Source organism: Methylosinus sp. (assembly GCF_036560965.1).
GTDB lineage: Bacteria > Pseudomonadota > Alphaproteobacteria > Rhizobiales > Beijerinckiaceae > Methylosinus.
Genome location: NZ_DATBQF010000018.1, coordinates 127,983 through 145,238 on the forward strand (window position 1 = coordinate 127,983; position 17,256 = coordinate 145,238).

At 67.4% G+C, this 17,256-nt stretch carries 14 protein-coding genes; 10 read left to right on the forward strand and 4 right to left on the reverse strand.

Annotated features, from left to right (window positions below):
• Positions 1–161: 161 nt before the first annotated feature.
• Together VIF40_RS04695 and rpmF are read left to right on the forward strand one after the other, a co-directional pair.
• Positions 162–1,109, forward strand: a complete 948-nt coding sequence (locus VIF40_RS04695; protein WP_331936365.1) for a homocysteine S-methyltransferase family protein — start codon at positions 162–164, stop codon at positions 1,107–1,109.
• Positions 1,110–1,272: 163 nt separating this feature from the next.
• Positions 1,273–1,461: a 50S ribosomal protein L32 gene (rpmF, locus tag VIF40_RS04700; RefSeq protein WP_024878183.1), complete on the forward strand. Its 189-nt coding sequence runs from the start codon at positions 1,273–1,275 to the stop codon at positions 1,459–1,461.
• Between the two features lie 79 nt (positions 1,462–1,540).
• Here the strand turns inward: rpmF and VIF40_RS04705 are convergent, their stop codons facing one another.
• Positions 1,541–2,335 (reverse strand): SDR family oxidoreductase, encoded by a 795-nt coding sequence (locus VIF40_RS04705; protein WP_331936366.1) that lies wholly within the window; start codon positions 2,333–2,335, stop codon positions 1,541–1,543.
• 4 nt (positions 2,336–2,339) lie between these two features.
• Positions 2,340–2,822 carry a TerB family tellurite resistance protein gene (locus tag VIF40_RS04710; RefSeq protein WP_331936367.1) on the reverse strand — a complete coding sequence of 161 codons (483 nt, stop codon included), beginning with the start codon at positions 2,820–2,822 and terminating at the stop codon, positions 2,340–2,342.
• Positions 2,823–3,217: 395 nt separating this feature from the next.
• On the opposite strand from VIF40_RS04710, the gene VIF40_RS04715 reads away from it, so the two are divergent.
• The 3 genes from VIF40_RS04715 to glpK all read left to right on the forward strand — a co-directional run bounded on the left by VIF40_RS04715 (position 3,218) and on the right by glpK (position 7,685).
• On the forward strand, positions 3,218–4,546 hold the full coding sequence (locus tag VIF40_RS04715; protein ID WP_331936368.1) for a DEAD/DEAH box helicase: 1,329 nt from the start codon (positions 3,218–3,220) through the stop codon (positions 4,544–4,546).
• A 102-nt stretch (positions 4,547–4,648) separates the two neighbouring features.
• The gene (locus VIF40_RS04720; RefSeq protein WP_331936369.1) at positions 4,649–6,157 is read left to right on the forward strand and encodes a glycerol-3-phosphate dehydrogenase; all 1,509 of its coding nucleotides are present in this window, start codon (positions 4,649–4,651) and stop codon (positions 6,155–6,157) included.
• A gap of 46 nt (positions 6,158–6,203) precedes the next feature.
• On the forward strand, positions 6,204–7,685 hold the full coding sequence (gene glpK / locus VIF40_RS04725) for a glycerol kinase GlpK (protein ID WP_331936370.1): 1,482 nt from the start codon (positions 6,204–6,206) through the stop codon (positions 7,683–7,685).
• A 49-nt stretch (positions 7,686–7,734) separates the two neighbouring features.
• Here glpK and VIF40_RS04730 read toward each other — a convergent pair whose 3' ends face one another.
• Entirely contained in the window at positions 7,735–9,441 is a 1,707-nt protein-coding gene (locus VIF40_RS04730; RefSeq protein ID WP_331936371.1) for a hypothetical protein, read from the reverse strand.
• A 763-nt stretch (positions 9,442–10,204) separates the two neighbouring features.
• Here VIF40_RS04730 and VIF40_RS04735 point away from each other — a divergent pair.
• The 5 genes from VIF40_RS04735 (at position 10,205) to VIF40_RS04755 (ending at position 14,143) form a co-directional block, all read left to right on the forward strand.
• Complete coding sequence (locus tag VIF40_RS04735; RefSeq protein WP_331936372.1) at positions 10,205–10,906, forward strand: response regulator transcription factor; 702 nt, start codon at positions 10,205–10,207, stop codon at positions 10,904–10,906.
• Between the two features lie 12 nt (positions 10,907–10,918).
• Complete coding sequence (locus VIF40_RS04740) at positions 10,919–12,751, forward strand: stimulus-sensing domain-containing protein (protein ID WP_331936373.1); 1,833 nt, start codon at positions 10,919–10,921, stop codon at positions 12,749–12,751.
• Between the two features lie 56 nt (positions 12,752–12,807).
• Complete coding sequence (locus tag VIF40_RS04745) at positions 12,808–13,251, forward strand: aldolase (RefSeq protein ID WP_331936374.1); 444 nt, start codon at positions 12,808–12,810, stop codon at positions 13,249–13,251.
• A gap of 185 nt (positions 13,252–13,436) precedes the next feature.
• Positions 13,437–13,838, forward strand: coding sequence for a PTS sugar transporter subunit IIA (locus tag VIF40_RS04750; RefSeq protein ID WP_196408001.1), 402 nt, complete (start codon positions 13,437–13,439; stop codon positions 13,836–13,838).
• Positions 13,835–14,143: an HPr family phosphocarrier protein gene (locus tag VIF40_RS04755; RefSeq protein WP_331936375.1), complete on the forward strand. Its 309-nt coding sequence runs from the start codon at positions 13,835–13,837 to the stop codon at positions 14,141–14,143. The genes VIF40_RS04750 and VIF40_RS04755 overlap by 4 nt, the downstream gene beginning before the upstream one ends.
• 96 nt (positions 14,144–14,239) lie before the next feature.
• Here VIF40_RS04755 and VIF40_RS04760 read toward each other — a convergent pair whose 3' ends face one another.
• The gene (locus VIF40_RS04760; RefSeq protein WP_331936376.1) at positions 14,240–17,107 is read right to left on the reverse strand and encodes an AMP-binding protein; all 2,868 of its coding nucleotides are present in this window, start codon (positions 17,105–17,107) and stop codon (positions 14,240–14,242) included.
• Positions 17,108–17,256 lie beyond the last annotated feature (149 nt).

A 17,256-nucleotide genomic window follows, 5' to 3' on the forward strand; every position in this document is an offset into this window, starting at 1 on the left:
CGATCAAGCGGAGCTGCGGGTCTTCTCGAGATCCCCCCGGCGCTGCGAACCTGCCTCGCTCGGCCCTTCCCTGGCCCGCGCCTTGCCTGCGCGCCTTGCCAGCGCTCATGGCCTGCGCTCGCGCTTTTGCCTATTCGCTTTCAAGCAGTCGGGAGGACCGCATGGATTTCCGTCACTTCCTGGCGTCGGGCGCCGGCGCGATCACGGACGGCGCGGTTCTCGAACGGCTCCGGCGTGACCCCGATCTCATCCTCGATCCGCATATTCTGCACGGCGGCTTCGTCTATGACGCGGCGGGCCGGATTCGTCTCACAGAAATCCATCGCGACTATATGACAGTCGCGCGCGCCGCGGGCCTGCCGATCCTCGCCTTCACCGACACTTGGCGTTGTTCGCGCCACGCCATCGACGCCTCGCGATTTCGCGGCCATCGCGTCAATGAGGACAACGCCCGCTTCCTGATCGCGCTGCGCGACTCCTTCGGCGAAGGATCGCCGATTTTCGTCGGCGGTCTCCTCGGCCCGTCGGGCGACGCCTACAAGCCGGAGGAGGGCCTCGACCGCCGCGCCGCGCGCGCTTTCCACCTGCCGCAGGTGGATGCGCTCGCCGCCGCCGGGGTGGATTTTTTGTTCCTGGCGACCGCGCCCAATGTGGAGGAGGCGCTCGGCGTCGCCGACGCCATGGCCGAAACGAGCCTGCCCTCTATCATCAGCTTCGTCATCCGCCGCACCGGCGTCGTCCTCGACGGAACGCCGCTCGCGGAAGCGATGCGCCGGATCGACGCGGAGACGTCGCGGCCCCCCGCGGGCTTCGCCGTCAACTGCGTCCATGCTTTCGCGCTCGAATCGGCGCTGGAGGCGGTGACGGCCCTCGATCCCGAAGCGGCCCGTCGCATTCTCGCTTTCCAGGCCAATACGTCCGACAATGACGTCGAGGAGCTCGAAGGCAGCGCGGAGCTGCTCACCGAGCCGGCCCCCGCCTTCGCCGAAAATGTCGGGCGCGTTCGACGCCGCTTCGGCCTGCGCGTCGTCGGCGGCTGCTGCGGAACGGACAGCGGCCATATAGAGGCGCTGGCGAGAAAGCTGTCCTGCGCGGAGGTCTCGACGTAAAAGCCGGTTCGGACACGAAAATCGCTCGTATTTTGGTCTGGACGTCGCGCTCCCGGCATAGAAGGACCGGTCGTCCGGGCTAGCCAGACGCGCGGAATTGTTGTATCCGCCCCGCACGAGTTTTCACCCCGCACCCGATGCGGGGCGTTGGAGATCGAGACAAATGGCCGTTCCGAAGCGAAAAACCTCCCCGATGAAGCGCGGGTTCCGCCGCTCCGCCGACGCGATCAAGGCGCCGACCTATGTCGAGGACAAGGATTCGGGCGAGCTGCGCCGTCCGCATCACATCGACCTCAAGACCGGCATCTATCGCGGCCGGCAGGTGCTGAAGGTCAAGGCTCAGGAAGCCTGATCCTTTTCTCGAGGGATTTGCGAGCGAGCCCGACGCGCGAAAGCGCCGTCGGGCTCTCGGCGTTTCAGCGCGATCGTGTTCAGCGCGCCTGCTGCGCCTTGGCCAGCAGCGGCAGCAGAATCGCGCGCGGCGCCGCCCGTCCCGCCGCGACGAAGAATTTGTTCACCAGCCCCGGCACCACCACGCGCCGGCCCGCGAGCAGCGCCTCATAGCCCTGCCGCGCGACCTCCTCGGCCGGCAGCAGCGCGGGCTTGACCGCCTTCATCTCGCCCTTGTAGTCGAAGCCGGCGCGCGCCTGGAACCCCGTCTGCACCGGGCCGGGGCAGAGCGCGGTGACGCGCACGCCATGCGGCTTCATCTCCTCGGCGAGCGCCTCGCTGAAGGAGCGGACATAGGCTTTGCTGGCGTAATAGACGGCGAAGCCCGGCCCCGGCATGAAGGAGGCCACCGAGGCGACATTCAATATGCCGCCGCGCGCCTCGATCACCGAAGGCAGAAAGCGCAGAGTCAGCGCCGTCAGCACGCGAATATTGAGATCGACGATCGCCAATTGCTCGGCGGCGTCCAGCTCGGCGACCCGGCCGACGAGGCCGAAGCCGGCGTTGTTGACCAGAATATCCGGCTTGCGCCCGGCCGCGCTCAGCGTCTCGGCGAGACTGTCGCAGGCCCCCGCCTCGCAGAGGTCGAGGTCGACGACCAGCGGAGGCTCGGGCGCGCCGGCCGCCTCGATCTCGCCGGCCAGCGCCTCCAATTTCTCGCGGCGGCGGGCGACCAGAGTCACGTGATGGCCCTTGCGGGCGAACAGCTTGGCCAGCTCGAGGCCGATGCCGTCCGAGGCTCCGGTGACGATCGTGGTGGTCGCGGCGTCGTTCATGTCTTCAGCCTCCCCAGGGGCCGGACCGGACCGGCTTGTCCACGTCCTTCGCAGCCTGACGCAGCGTGACCCGATCGCGCGTCGAGACGCCGAGCAGCTCGGCGACGCGCCAGATCACATTCTCCTCGAACTCGTGCACCTCGCCGTCGGCATAGGCCATTTCCCACAACATGCCGATGACGGCGCGGCGTCCGTCCTCGTCGAGCAGCCGTTTCAACACCTGGGTGAAGCGATAGAGATCGACGGCCTCGCGCTCGCTCTCGGCCGCGGCCTCGATGAGCGCGCGGGCGGCGGCGGGATCGAGGCCGAAACGGGTCTCCACCAGGCTTTGCAGCAAGGCGCGCTCGCCGGCGTCGAACTCCCCGTCGATGGTGGCGAGATGCACCAGCAGAGCGACGGCGGCCAGACGATAATCGGCCGCCTCGAGCGGCCGCGGCCGTGCGGCGCCGGAGACTTCGTCGAGAAAAGCGCGGAGGGCGTCGAGCATGGAAGGCGCAGCCTCGAGGTTAGGGGCGTCCCTTATTCTATATGGCGGCCGCCGCGCGAAGCATAGCCCGCGGCCACGCCCTCTTTGCGCGGCCCCGGGCGCGGCGGAATCGCCGCACAGGCGCGAGCTGCGCAATCGGCGCAGAATTGGGGGCGCAATTGGCGGCAGAATTGGCGATTGACAGAGCATTGAATTCTCTTTACCTACGTTGTTGCTGCAATGCAGCGTGACTCGTTCCGGCCGCGTGGATCGCTTCCCACAGGGGATCGGAGCCGTAGAGCGAGTCCTCGTCCCGACGACAGCCCGATACGCGGGGCAGGTCTCCCATCCATCGCTGCATGGCCACGCGCGGGAACCGTTTTCGCGCGCATGCCGCCCATTTCGAAAGATACGCAGTGACTAATTTTGCCGATCTCGGCTTGGCCGAGGTCCTTCTGCGCGCGCTCGCGCAGGAAAATTATACGACGCCCACGCCGATCCAGGCCCAGGCGATTCCCGCGCTTCTCCAAGGCCGAGACCTTCTCGGCATCGCCCAGACGGGCACCGGCAAGACCGCCGCATTCGGTCTGCCGATCCTGCAGCGGCTGCTCGACGACCGCCGCCGTCCGGCTCCCAACACGACGCGCGCGCTGGTGCTCGCCCCGACGCGCGAGCTCGCGGCGCAGATCGCCGACAGCTTCCGCGCCTATGCGCAATTCGCCCGCATGAGCGTCGGCGTCATCGTCGGCGGCGTCGCTCACGGCCCGCAGATCAGAATGCTCGCCGGCGGGCTCGATGTGCTGGTCGCGACGCCCGGCCGCCTGCTCGATCATATCGGCGCCGGCCATCTGCGGCTCGAGACGACGCGGACGATCGTGCTGGACGAGGCCGACCATATGCTCGACCTCGGCTTTGTCGTTCCCATTCGCAAGATCGTCTCGCGCCTGCCCAAGGAGCGGCAGAATCTGTTCTTCTCGGCGACCATGCCGAAGGAGATCTCGACGCTCGCCGACGACATGCTGCGCGATCCCGTCACCGTGCGCGTGACGCCGGCGGCGACGACGGCCGAGCGCGTCGCGCAGCGGGTCATCCTCGTCGACGGATCGGCCAAGCGCGACGTCCTGCTGGACCTCTTTTCCGATCCGAGCTTCTCGCGCGCCATCGTCTTCACGCGCACGAAGCGCGGGGCCGATCGCGTCGCGCAGCATCTCGCGGCGAACGCCGTCGGCGCCTCGGCGATTCACGGCAATAAGAGCCAGAATCAGCGTCAGCGCGCGCTTGAGGATTTTCGCGCCGGGCGCACCCGCGCTCTGGTGGCGACCGATATCGCCGCGCGCGGCATCGATATCGACGGGGTCTCCCATGTGGTGAATTTCGAGCTGCCGGAGACGCCGGAGGCCTATGTTCATCGCATCGGCCGCACCGCGCGCGCCGGCGCGACAGGCGCCGCCGTCTCGCTCTGCGACAATAGCGAGAGGCCGCTGCTCAAGCAGATCGAGCGCGTGACCCGCCAGACCCTGGACGTCACCGACCGCCGCACCGCCTCGGGCTCCGCCGCGGAGGCGGATGCGCCGCGTCGGCCGCCGCATGAGCACAGGCGCACGCATCAGGAACCGGGCCGCGTCACCCGGCACGCGGGCAAGCCGGGCGAGCATGCGCGGCCTCCGCAGCAGCAGCGCCGCCCCGGCAATCCGGGCGGACGTCGGCCGGAGCATTCCGCGCCGCGCTCGCGCGTCTCCGACTAGCCAGACCCGACTCTCCGCCTATTCGCGTGACGCTCTTCGTGTCTTAGTGGTTTCTTCACCACGAAGACACGAAGCTCACGGGATAGAAGCGGGGAGCCGGCAATGGTCTTCGATCTCGTCATCGTCGGCGGCGGCGTCAATGGCTGCGCCATCGCGCGCGACGCCGCCGGGCGCGGCCTCGGCGTCCTGCTGCTCGAGCGCAAGGACCTCGCCGCGGCAACCTCCTCCGCCTCGACCAAGCTCGTCCATGGCGGCCTGCGCTACCTCGAGCACTATGAATTCCGCCTCGTGCACGAGGCGCTGGCCGAGCGCGAGCTTCTGCTCGCCGCCGCGCCGCATATCATTCATCCGCTGCAATTCATCCTGCCGCATGAGCGCTCGATCCGCCCGGCCTGGCTGGTGCGGCTCGGCCTCTTTCTCTACGACCATCTCGCGCGGCGCGAGCGCATCCCCGGCTCGGCCACGGTCGCCCTCGCCGGAACGCCTTTCGGCGCGCCGCTGACGGCCGATCATCGCCTCGGCTTCTCCTATTATGATTGCCGGGTCGACGATTCGCGGCTCGTCGCGCTGGAGGCGCTCGACGCTTTCGAGCGCGGCGCCGACATTCGCGTCGGCGCGAAGCTCGTCGGCGCGCGGCGGCAGGATGCGCGACGAGAGGGCGCGCAATGGATCGCCAGCGTCGCCGGCGCCGATGGAAGGCTGGAGGAGATTCGCGCCCGCGCGCTGGTCAACGCCTCCGGGCCCTGGGTCTCGGAGACGCTGGGGCAACGCCTCGGCCTCGGCTCGCGCAAGCATGTGCGGCTGGTCAAAGGCTCGCATATCGTCACGCGCAAGCTCTATGAGGGCGCGCAGGCCTATATGCTGCAGCGGCCGGACAAGCGCATCATCTTCGCCATTCCCTTCGAGGAGGATTTCACCCTCGTCGGCACCACCGACATTCCCTTTCCCGGCGAGCCCGGGCCGGTCGCGATCAGCGACGACGAGACCGATTATCTGCTCGCGGCGATCGATCATTTCTTCCGGAAAAAGGTCGGGCGCGGCGATGTCGTCTGGAGCTATTCCGGCCTGCGCCCGCTCTATGACGACGGCTCGCTCGAGGCCTCCGTCGTCACGCGCGACTATGCCTTCGATCTCGACGCGCAAGGCGGCGGAGCGCCGGCGCTGTCGATCTTCGGCGGCAAGATCACCACCGCGCGCCGCCTCGCCGAACATGCGCTGGATACGCTCGCGCCCTTCTTTCCGCATATGCGCGCGGCCTGGACCGGCGGCGCCATTCTGCCGGGCGGCGATCTCGGCCCCGGCGGCTTCGACGCCTTTGTCGCCGATCTGATTCGCGCCAAGCCGTTTCTCGAGCCGCGCCTCGCGCGCCGGCTGGCGGGCGCCTATGGAACGAGGGCGTGGCGCTTTCTCGAGCCGGCGAAATCTCTCGCCGATCTCGGCGCCGATCTCGGCTGCGGCCTGAGCGAAGCGGAGCTCGATTATCTGCGCGCGCATGAATGGGCGCGCACGGCGGAAGACGTGCTGTGGCGGCGCTCGAAGCTCGGCCTGCGCTTCGACACAGCGCAGACGCGAACGCTCGCGCGAGTCCTCGCGCCGCGCGGCGCCGCGTGACGCGGAGGCCACCGAGACAAGACCGACGAGCGAGGCGGAGACGATCATGACCAGATATGTCGGCGCGATCGATCAAGGCACGACGAGCTCGCGCTTCATCGTCTTCGATCATGACGGCGAGATCGTCGCACTCGATCAACGCGAGCATGCGCAAATCTATCCGCGTCCCGGCTGGGTCGAGCATGACGCGCGCGAGATCTGGCGCAATACGCGAGCCGTCATCGCCGGCGCGCTGACGAAGGCGGGACTGACGCCGGCCGATCTCGCTTGCGTCGGCCTCACCAATCAGCGCGAGACGACGCTGCTCTGGGACCGCCACACCGGCGAGCCATTGCATGACGCGATCGTCTGGATGGACACGCGCACCGATGCGCTCGTCGCGCGCTTTTCCGCGCAGGGCGGCAAGGATCGGCTGCGCGAGAAGACCGGGCTGCCGCTCTCCACCTATTTCTCGAGCCTCAAGCTCGTCTGGCTGCTCGAGACGATTCCCGGCGCGCGCGAGAAGGCGGAAGCGGGCGACGTCTTGTTCGGCACGATGGATTCGTGGATCGCCTGGAATCTCACCGGCCGTCATTTCACCGACGCGACCAACGCCGCGCGCACGCAGCTGATGAATCTCGCGACGCTGCAATGGGACGAGGAGCTGCTCGCGCTGTTCGACATTCCGCGCGCCTGCCTGCCGGAGATTTGCTCGTCGAGCGAAATCTATGGCGCCTGCCGCGCGCCGCTCGCGGGCGTCGCGCTTTCGGGCGCGCTCGGCGATCAACATGCGGCGTTGATCGGCCAGGCGTGCTTTTCGCCCGGCGACGCCAAGAACACTTATGGCACAGGCTGCTTTCTGCTGATGAACATCGGCGAGTCGCCGCGCCTCTCGACCAAGGGCCTGCTCACCACGCTCGCCTATAAGCTCGGCGAGGAGAAGCCCGTCTATGCGCTCGAAGGCTCCGTCGCCATCGCCGGCGCGCTGGTGCAATGGCTGCGCGACAATCTCGGATTCATCGAGACGAGCGCCGACATAGAAGCGCTCGCGGCGAGCGTTCCCGACAATGGCGACGTCTATTTCGTGCCCGCTTTCTCGGGCCTCTACGCGCCCTATTGGCGCGAGAGCGCGCGTGGGCTGATCGCCGGGCTCACGCGCTTCTCGACGAAAGCGCATATCGCCCGCGCCGCGCTGGAGGCGGTCGCCTTTCAAACGCTCGATGTCGTCGCGGCGATGGCGGATGACTCCGGCGTCGCGCTCGACGAGCTGCGCGTCGACGGCGGCATGGCGGTGAATGCGCTGCTTATGCAGTTCCAGGCGGATATTCTCGCGGCGCCCGTGGTGCGTCCGCGCTGCATCGAGACGACCGCGCTCGGCGCCGCTTACGCCGCGGGACTCGCCACCGGCTTCTGGAGCGACACGCAGGAGATCGCCGCGCATTGGCGCGCCGAGAAACGATGGAGCCCGACGATGTCGCGAGACGAGCGCGCGCGCCGCATCGCCAAATGGACGAAGGCGGTGACGCGCTCCCTCGATTGGACGGACTGACGCGCGCGATTCTCTCTTCGGGAGCGAATTCTGATCACAGATAGCGCTCCTAGAATTTTGCGAGCACCGGAATCGTCGGCGCCTTGCCTTCGAACGGATAGTAACGGAAGCTGGTGAAGACCATGCTGTCGCGCGCTTGCGGCGCGCCGCCGACGCCGAAAAAGCCGTCCTTGATGGTGTAGGAATATTGCACGCCGCCGCGCACCTTGCCGAACTGCCCTTCGTACAAAGTGTGCCAGAAGCCGCCGGTCACCTGCCGAATGTCCTTGATCACGCCCGCGCAGGCGAGAGCGCCGCCCAATGGCGCATTGGCGGCCGTTCCGCCCGAGAGGAACGCCGTCGTCGTCAGCGCATCATTCTCGAGATTGCATCCCAGATTGTTGAAATACGGATTGGCGAAGCCGCCGAAGATCACATTCCCCGGTATCGCGACATATTGCGGATTTCTCGCGGTGAACTCGCCGCCGGCATAGGCGTATATGTCCAGATCGGGCCTCGGATGCAGCACGCCGCCGATGAGGATCATGCGTTCGCTGATCGGCAGCGGGCCGCCGTCATAGGCCGACCATGTGGCGTCGGCGAGCTGCCCCGCGCCGTAACGGCCGATGCCATGGCCGATCGCGCCGGAGACCTGGAAATCGAGGAGCTCCGGAATGATCGGGACGAACGCGCCGCCCCCGAAGCCGCCGCCCCATGCGCTGCGATTGCCCCAATAGGCGCGCGTGGTGAAATTGCGCATCAGGCCGAAGCCTTCCAGATGCACGATGCGATCGCCGAGGTTGGCGTCCCACGCCGCCTTGCCGATGAGATCGGGAGCGCGGTTCAACGAATAGCTGTTCACGAGGTTGTAGAGACCGCCGCCGGCCGCCTGTCCGAACAGGATCGGATTTTGTAGCGGCAGCGCGGTCGTGCCGATAAATCCCGGCGGCAGGGCGCCATAGCCGGTGAAAGTGGTGGCGGCGCCTTCGGCCGCGAAGGCGAGCCAGAACGCCTTGTCGAGGTCCATGGTGAGGCGCAGTCCCGGCTGCCGCGCCCAGACATAGCCGGGAACATATTGCGCATCGATGGTGAGCGGCTGAACCGTCGTGTCCGGCTTGATGCCGATCTTGTTCAAGGTCACCAGCGACCACGCCTGTCCGGCCAGGAAATGCGCGCCGAACGGCTCCCAATCGATGTTCGTGTACATCTGCCGCAGGCGCAGATTGTAGGAATTGCTCTCGTTCGAATTGGCGGTCTGCGCGGCGCCGAGAAAATCGGTTTCGACATAGCCGGTGATCTTCGTGACCGGATCGATCTCGCCCTTCACGAGCATCGACAAGCGGCTCTGTCGCGCGCTGAAGCGGAACTCGCTCGAATGCGCGGTCGCGAAGAAATTATAGGGAATGTTCTGGTACGGCGTGTTGACGTCCGCGCCGATCCAACGGCTGCGCCACACGCTTTCGAGCGCGATGAAGCCGCCGGGCGTGATCGTCACGCCTCTGAAGCGGAAATTATCGGGCCCTTTCTTTTCGGCCTCCTCCTTTTTTTCCTTCTCTTTCTGCTTCTCCTCCTTCTCCTTTTTCTTATCCGCCACGGCGGTCTTCTGGCTCTTGTCCAGCCTGCTCTCGAGCTTGTGCAGACGCTCGACGAGCGCGCGAACCTCCGCGCGCAGCTCCTCTTCGCTGGCGTGAGCCCATGTCGCCGAATCGACGAGAAGTCCGATCGCGAGCGAGCCGCGCAGCAGCGCCGCCCGACAAGGAGGATGGAAATGAATCATTGGCGCCGATCCCTCTGGACGACGCCGCGCCGATGAATAGGGCGAGCCGGCGAGCGTCGTCGAGACGGCCCGCAGGAAATAGCCGAAACGCTGTGCGGCGCGACGCCGAGATCACTATCGAAAAGCACTGTCGAAAACGAAGAGGTGAAAAAAATCGCACGCGACTGGCGACGCGAGAGCGCGCGGTCCATGCCGGCGCGCGGCCGATTCGCTCGGCGTCGAGACGCTATGCGCAGGCTATGACGAATCGACGACCGAGGGAAAGACAGGGCGGGCTCGCGCGCGAGCGAATCACACGCGCCGATCGATGCGCGAGCGTCGCTTTTCGGGCGTCCGCCCGCGCCCACGCCGGCGCCATCGGCGCGCGCTGCGCCGCACGGTTGCGGACACGCCGGCAACATCTTGCTTTTTATCGAAATTTTCGACGCTTTGCAGAAGCCTCGCGAGCCGAGGCTTCGCCGTTGTTTCCGCGGCGTTTCGTCCCTATCGCGGCGGTAGGTGATTTGTGTCGCGATTATGTATATAAGGCGACACGAAGCCGAACGTCGGCCCTGTTTCGGCCGGCGTCATGCGAATGGCCGACGCCAGCCACATTTCGGCCGCCAACGCGCTGGAACGTGGCGACCGAACGGCGATGTTCCAAAGCGGCGCGGCCAGGCGAGCCGCCGACAACGACGAGTCGCAGCGCGAGCGCAAGAGACGAGCTCGCGCCTCTCGATTCGAACATCGAGCCCGACATCGGACGTAACAGTAAAGGTTGAAGATGCCGACAATCGCTCTCGTCGACGACGACCGAAATATTCTCACTTCCGTCTCGATCGCTCTGGAAGGCGAGGGCTACCGCGTTCAGACCTACACCGATGGCGCGGCCGCGCTCGACGGGCTGCGCGCCAATCCGCCGGACCTCGCCATTTTCGACATTAAAATGCCGCGCATGGACGGAATGGAGCTGCTGCGCCGTCTGCGGCAGAAATCCGACCTTCCGGTGATCTTCCTCACCTCGAAGGACGAGGAGATCGACGAATTGTTCGGCCTCAAGATGGGCGCCGACGATTTCATTCACAAACCCTTCTCGCAGCGCCTGCTGGTCGAGCGCGTGAAAGCCATTCTGCGCCGCGCCAATCCCAAGGAGGCCGCGGCCCAGAAGGAGTCGGAAGCCAAGGTGCTGGAGCGCGGCGCGCTGGTCATGGACCCGGAGCGGCACACCTGCACCTGGCGCGGCGATCCTGTCGTGCTCACGGTCACGGAATTCCTCATCCTGCAAGCGCTGGCGCAGCGCCCCGGCGTGGTGAAGAGCCGCAATGCGCTGATGGACGCCGCCTATGACGATCAGGTCTATGTCGACGATCGCACCATCGACAGCCACATCAAGCGGCTGCGCAAGAAGTTCAAGATCGTCGACAATGATTTCGAGATGATCGAGACGCTCTATGGCGTCGGCTATCGCTTCAAGGAAGCCCCGTAAAAGATCCGGCTCATGACCGTCACGACAGAAAATGACCATGGCGTCGTCGAGACGCCGGCGCGGCAAAAGCGCATCGGCCGCGCCGCGTCGGTTCGCTTCGCGCGTCTCGCGCGCGCCGTTCAGTCACGCCTGTCGTCCTCGCTCACCCGGCGCATCGTCGTCCTCAATCTGGGCGGCCTCGTGGCGCTGCTCGGCGGCTTCCTCTATCTCAACCAGTTCCGCGAAGGTCTGATCGACGCGCGCGTGCAGAGCCTGCAGACGCAAGGCGAGATCATCGCCGCGGCGATCGCCGCCTCCGCGACTGTCGACACCGACGCCATCACCATCGATCCGGAGAAGCTGCTGCGGCTCGCGCCCGGCCAGAGCTACAGCCTCGCCGAAGGCAGCCAGCCGTCGATGGAGTTCTCGCTCAATCCCGAGCGCATCGGCCCGCTGCTGCGCCGCCTGGTGTCGCCGACGCGCACGCGCGCGCGCATCTATGATCGCGACGGCTATCTCTTGCTCGATTCGCGCTCCGTCACCGGCCGCTCCAATATTCTGCGCTTCGAGCTCGGACCCGCCGGCGGCGCATCCGAGTCGACCGGCTACCTCGAGCGCGGGATCGATGCGCTGCGGCGCTGGACGCGGCGGCCGGAGCTGCCGCTCTACGAGGACATCGGCGCCGGCAATGGCAAAGCCTATCCGGAAGTGGCCGCCGCGCTCACCGGCGGCCCGCTCTCCGTGGTGCGCGCCAACGCCAAGGGCGAGACCATCATCTCCGTCGCCGTGCCGGTGCAGCGTTTCCGCTCGGTGCGCGGCGCGCTGCTGCTGTCGACGCTCGGCGGCGACATCGACGCCATTCTCGCGCAGGAGCGCTGGGGCATCATCCGCATCTTCCTGGTCTCGGCCGGCGTGATGCTGCTGTTGTCGCTGTTCTTCGCCGGCACCATCGCCGAGCCCATGCGTCGTCTCGCCGAGGCGGCCGATCGCGTGCGCCGCGGCGTCAAATCGCGCCAGGAGATTCCGGATTTCTCGCAGCGCCAGGACGAGATCGGCCATCTCTCCGGCGCGCTGCGCGACATGACGCGCGCGCTCTACAATCGCATCGAGGCGATCGAGCATTTCGCCGCCGATGTCGCGCATGAGCTCAAAAATCCGCTGACCTCGCTGCGCAGCGCGGTCGAGACTCTGCCCATCGTCAAGGACGAGAACGCCCGCTCGCGCCTGCTCACCATCATCAAGCACGATGTCGGAAGGCTCGATCGGCTCATCAGCGATATTTCCGACGCCTCGCGTCTCGACGCCGAGCTCGCGCGCGCCGATATGGAGATCGTCGACGTCGCCGGCGTGCTGAAGACGGTCGTCGGCATGGCGCATGATCTCGACCGCGGCGACGGCGTCGCGATCACGCTCGACGTTCAGCCGGCCGATCCGCGGCGTCGCTGGCGCATTCTCGGCCATGATTCGCGCCTCGCGCAGGTGTTCGACAATCTCATCGACAACGCCCGCTCCTTCTCCTCGCCGGGCGGCGGCGTGCGCGTCTCGCTGCGGCCGGAGCAGGCGATCGGCCCGGGCGGCGCGCCGGTCGACGGCTATGAGATCATCGTCGACGACGACGGGCCGGGCATCCCCGCCCATGCTTTCGAGCGCATCTTCGAGCGCTTCTACACGGATCGGCCGGAGCAGGGCTTCGGCCAGAATTCCGGGCTCGGCCTGTCGATCTCGCGGCAGATCATCGAGGCGCATAACGGCCGCATCCGCGCGATGAACCGCACGCGCGCCGAGCCGGAGGGAACCGACGAGATCGCGCCGGAGGACGACGTGCTGGGCGCGCGCTTCGTGCTCTGGCTTCCGGCCGCGCGATGAGCGACGCATCCCGCCCCGAGGGTCAGGATGACGAAAACTGCGACGAAGACCACGTCATGATTCACGCCAACGCCCTGCTCCTGGGCTCGGCCGGCGTTCTGCTGCGCGGACCTTCCGGGGCCGGCAAGAGCGGGCTCGGCCTCGAGCTGATCCATCTCGCGCAGGAGCGAGGCCTTTTCGCGCGGCTCATCGGCGATGATCGCGTCGCGCTCGTCCGCCGCCACGGCCGTCTGGTGGCGCGGCCGCATCCGGCCATAGCCGGCGCGATAGAGGAGCGCGGGAGGGGCGTCCTTCCGGCCGAATTCGAGCCGGCGGGCGTGCTGCGCTGTCTCGTGGACTTGCGCGGGCCGCGCGACGACGCCCCGCATCGATATCCACAGGAGGGGGGCAAAGAGGCGAAACTCTGCGGAGTGACCCTGCCGCGGCTCGCCGCCGACGCCCGCGAGACCGGAGCGGCAAGAAAGATTTTGTCGTTTATTCATCAGTTTGTGGCATTTTAGCGGGGATAGGAGGTTTTCGCTTGCCAATTTCGCCGCAACGCACAAAATGGCGCCCGAAACGCTGCGAACGTCGGGGCGACATTCGCGTTAGTAAATTGGTGAGCCGCGATGCCGGTCTGCTTCGGTTCTCCGGTTTCGACGATCTCGTTCTCCTGCGAGACGGTCTTCATGAGCGGTAGCTGCGAATGATCGGAATGGTCCTGGTGACCCATGGCCACCTCGCCACGGAGTTTCGCGCGGCCCTCGAGCATGTGGTCGGCCCGCAGAAACAGCTCGTGTCGATCTCGATCGGCCCCGAGGACGACATGGAGCGTCGTCGGCGGGACATTATCGACGCCATCGCCGAGGCGGATAGCGGCGACGGCGTCGTCGTGCTGACCGACATGTTCGGCGGCACGCCCTCCAATCTCGCCATTTCGGTGATGAACGGCGGCAAGGTCGAGGTGCTGGCCGGCATCAACCTGCCCATGCTGATCAAGCTGGCCTCGGTGCGCGAGACGGCTCCGCTGGAGCAGGCGGTGTTGCAAGCCCAGGACGCCGGGCGCAAATATGTCTATATCGCCAGCAGAGTTCTCAACGCGAAATGACCGATCAGACCGTTTCCGCCGCGACCGAAGGCGGCCGCCTCATCCGCGACCTCGTCATCGTCAACCGCAAGGGCCTGCATGCGCGGGCGACGGCCAAATTCGTCCAGTGCTGCGAGACCTATGAGGCCGAGATCACCGTCTCCAAATGCGGCGACACGGTCGGCGGCAGCTCGATCATGGGCATATTGACGCTGGGCGCGGCGCAGGGCTCGACCATCACCGTGACCGCCGCCGGGCCGCAGGCCGCGCAAGCGATAGAGGCGCTGACGGCGCTGGTCGGCAATCGCTTCGGCGAGGACGAGTAGCGGATACCCTTCCCCCGCGTGTCGCGAAATCTCCCTGGAGCGCGGAATCTGCTCCCTCTCCCGCGCAGCCGGGGAGGGCTGGGGGGACCCGCGCCGCTACGCTTCCGCCCGTCGCGGCTTGGACAGCTCGCTCAGATCCGGCTCCCCGCAGCGCGCGAGAATGGCGGCGCGGACATGGTCGCGCAACCGCAGCGCGCAGGTGAAATTCGTCCCGCCCGCGCGCAGCGGCGGCAGGATCGCCAATGATAGCGCCGCCCGCCGTGGGAACCACTGCCCGCCGCGCAACATGCCGCGGGTTCCGCGCAAGACGCCCGGATAGACCGGCAGATCCGCCTCGGCGGCGATCTTGAACGCGCCGAGATAGAAGCCGCATAGACCCGGCCGGCGAGTGAACGTCCCCTCCGGGAAGAACGCCAGATTGCGCCCCTCCCGCGCCGCCGCCGCGAGAATCTGCGCATCGGCGACGCTCGCGGCTATGTCGAAACGCTCGACGAACAGCGCCCCGAGCCGCCGCAGGAAAGGACCCGCGAAGATTTGCCCGGCGAGCTCCTTCTTGGCGACGAAGGCCGGCTCGCCCGGCAGGCGCGCGACGAGCAGCATCACATCGACATAGCTCGAATGATTGAAGGCGAGCACGGCGCCGCCGGCGGGCAGACGCTCCAGTCCTTCCGTCGTGATCTCGACGCCGAGCGCGCGCAGCATGATTCCGGCGATTCGCCGGGCCGCGGCCCAGCGCGCCGCGCGGCTGGGCAGAATCATCACCGCGACAAAGGTCGCGAAATAGCCGACGCCGACGACGAGCCACCACCAGCCGGCATAGAGCAGCTCGCCCGCCCGCCGCGCCGCGCCCCGCGCCGCCGGCCACAGCCCGAGCAGCGCCAGATGCGCGATCTGGAGCCAGACCGGGCCGCGCGGCTCGCCGAGCCGGCCCTCCTCGAACAGCGTCTTGGCGGCGCCGCGGCGAATCTTGCCGCTCGAGGTCTTCGGGGTCGAGCGCGGCGGAACGAATCGAATTTCATCCGCCGGCGCGCCGCAGGCGGCGCCCACCGCGGTCTGGACCTTGGTCTCGAGCGCGCCGAGCGCCTCGGGAACCGTCTCATAGGTCTCGGCGACGACGATCAGCCGCTCCGTGCCGGTTTCCGTATCCGCCACGCCGAAGGCGGCGACGCAGCCCTTGCGGATTCCCTCCACCGCGGCGACGGCCTCCTCTATCTCCTGCGGATAGAGATGGCGCCCGGCGCGAATGACGATGTCCTTGACCCTTCCGGTCACATAGAGCTCGCCGCCGGCCAGATAGGCGCGGTCGCCGCTGTCGAGCCAGCCGTCGCGGATCAGCGCCTTGGTCTTCTCCTCATTGCGAAAATAACCCGCCGTGGCGGAGGGCCCGCGGAACTCGAGCCGCCCCTCGCGCCGCTCGCCGAGCTCGCGGCCCGCCGCGTCGACGATGCGGATCTCATGGTCCGGCAGCGGCGCGCCACAGGAGACGATCTCCAGCGTTGCAGAATCCTGCGCGGGCGCTTGCTGCGCGGCCGGCTCGGCGCGGCCGTCGGTCGAAAGCGCGTCGCGGTCGATGAGGTCGATCATCGGCGCGCGGCCGGGCGGCGGAAAGGCGAGGCCCACGGAATTCTCGGCGAGGCCATAGACCGGCGCCATGGCCTCCGCCCGAAAGCCGTATTTGCCGAATTTCTCGGCGAAACGACGCAGCGTGCGCGGCGAGATCGGCTCCGCGCCATTGGCGACCATGCGCAGCGAGCCGAGATCGAGCCCCTCGATCTGCGCCGGATCGATCTTGTCGAGGCAGAGCTCGAAGGCGAAATTGGGCGCGGCGCTCAGCGTGCCGCGATGTCGGTCGATCGCCTCCAGCCAGCTCGTCGGCCGCGACAGGAAGGTCAGCGGCGACATCACATAGAGCGGCGCGCCGAAATGCAGGCAGCCGAGCCAGGCGCCGATCAATCCCATATCGTGATAGAGCGGCAGCCAGCTCACGAAAGTGTCGGCCGAGCTGGCGCCGATGGCGAGGCCCATGGCTCGGACATTGGCCAGAAGATTGGCGTGGCTCAGCACCACGCCTTTCGGGTCGCCGGTGCTGCCCGACGTATATTGCAGCATGGCGGTCGCGCCCGCCTCGCGCGTCGGCGGCAGCGGCGCGCCGCTGGCGGCGGCGATGAGATCGGCGACGGCGACGATCTCCTCCAGCGTCTCGATCTGTCGACGGGCGAGGCCGGCGAGGCGCAACCCTTCCGGCGTGGTGAGAAGCATTTTCACGCCGGCGTTGCGCAATATGCCGATCTGGCGGGTGAGATGCTCCTCGATCTGCGCCATGCGCATCGGCGGATAGATCGGCACCGGAATGGCGCCGGCGTAGAGAATGGCGAAAAAGCCGACGAAAAAGTCGATTCCCGTCGGCAGCATCAGCGCGATGCGATCGCCGGGCGCGACATCGCGGGCGACGAGCCCCTCCGCCGCGCGGCGCGCCTCGTCGGCGAGCCGCCAATAGGTGAGCGCGCCGGCCGGAGTCGCCGCATCGCGCAAGAAGGTGAGATGCAGGCGCTCGGGGTTTTGCGCGGCGTGCCAATCCAGCGCCTCGGTCAGCGTCCGCGCCTCGAAGGCGGCGCGAATATGCGGCAGCGCCTCGCCGGGCGTGGGCTCGACAAAGGACGGCGGCTCGGCGCCGGGGGCTTTCTCCAGCGCATTCAGCAGATCGCCGACCGTATCGGCGCGGCCGAGCGCCTCGATCGGCAGCGGCGCGTGAAAGGCGCGCTCGAGCCGCATGGTCAATTCGGCGCGGGCGAGGCTGTCGACGCCGAGATCCTGCTCGAGCCGGCTCGACAGCGAAATCTCGGCCGGCGCGTTTCGCCGCGGATGCATCTCCCGCGCGAGCGAGCCGACGACCGCGAACACCTCCCGCCGCGCCGCCTCCTGCGTCGCGCGCCGACGTCCTGGATAATTGGAGACTGCATGCATGACGCCGCTCCCTCGCGACGCAGATAGAGCGGGGTCGGCGGCATTCGACTTTTTTCTGTAACCCGACGTCGACAGGGCGCCGCGATAATCGCTCCGGTTGCGCCAGCTCAGCTTCACGCAAGCCGGACAGCCGAAACTGCGCGCGCGCG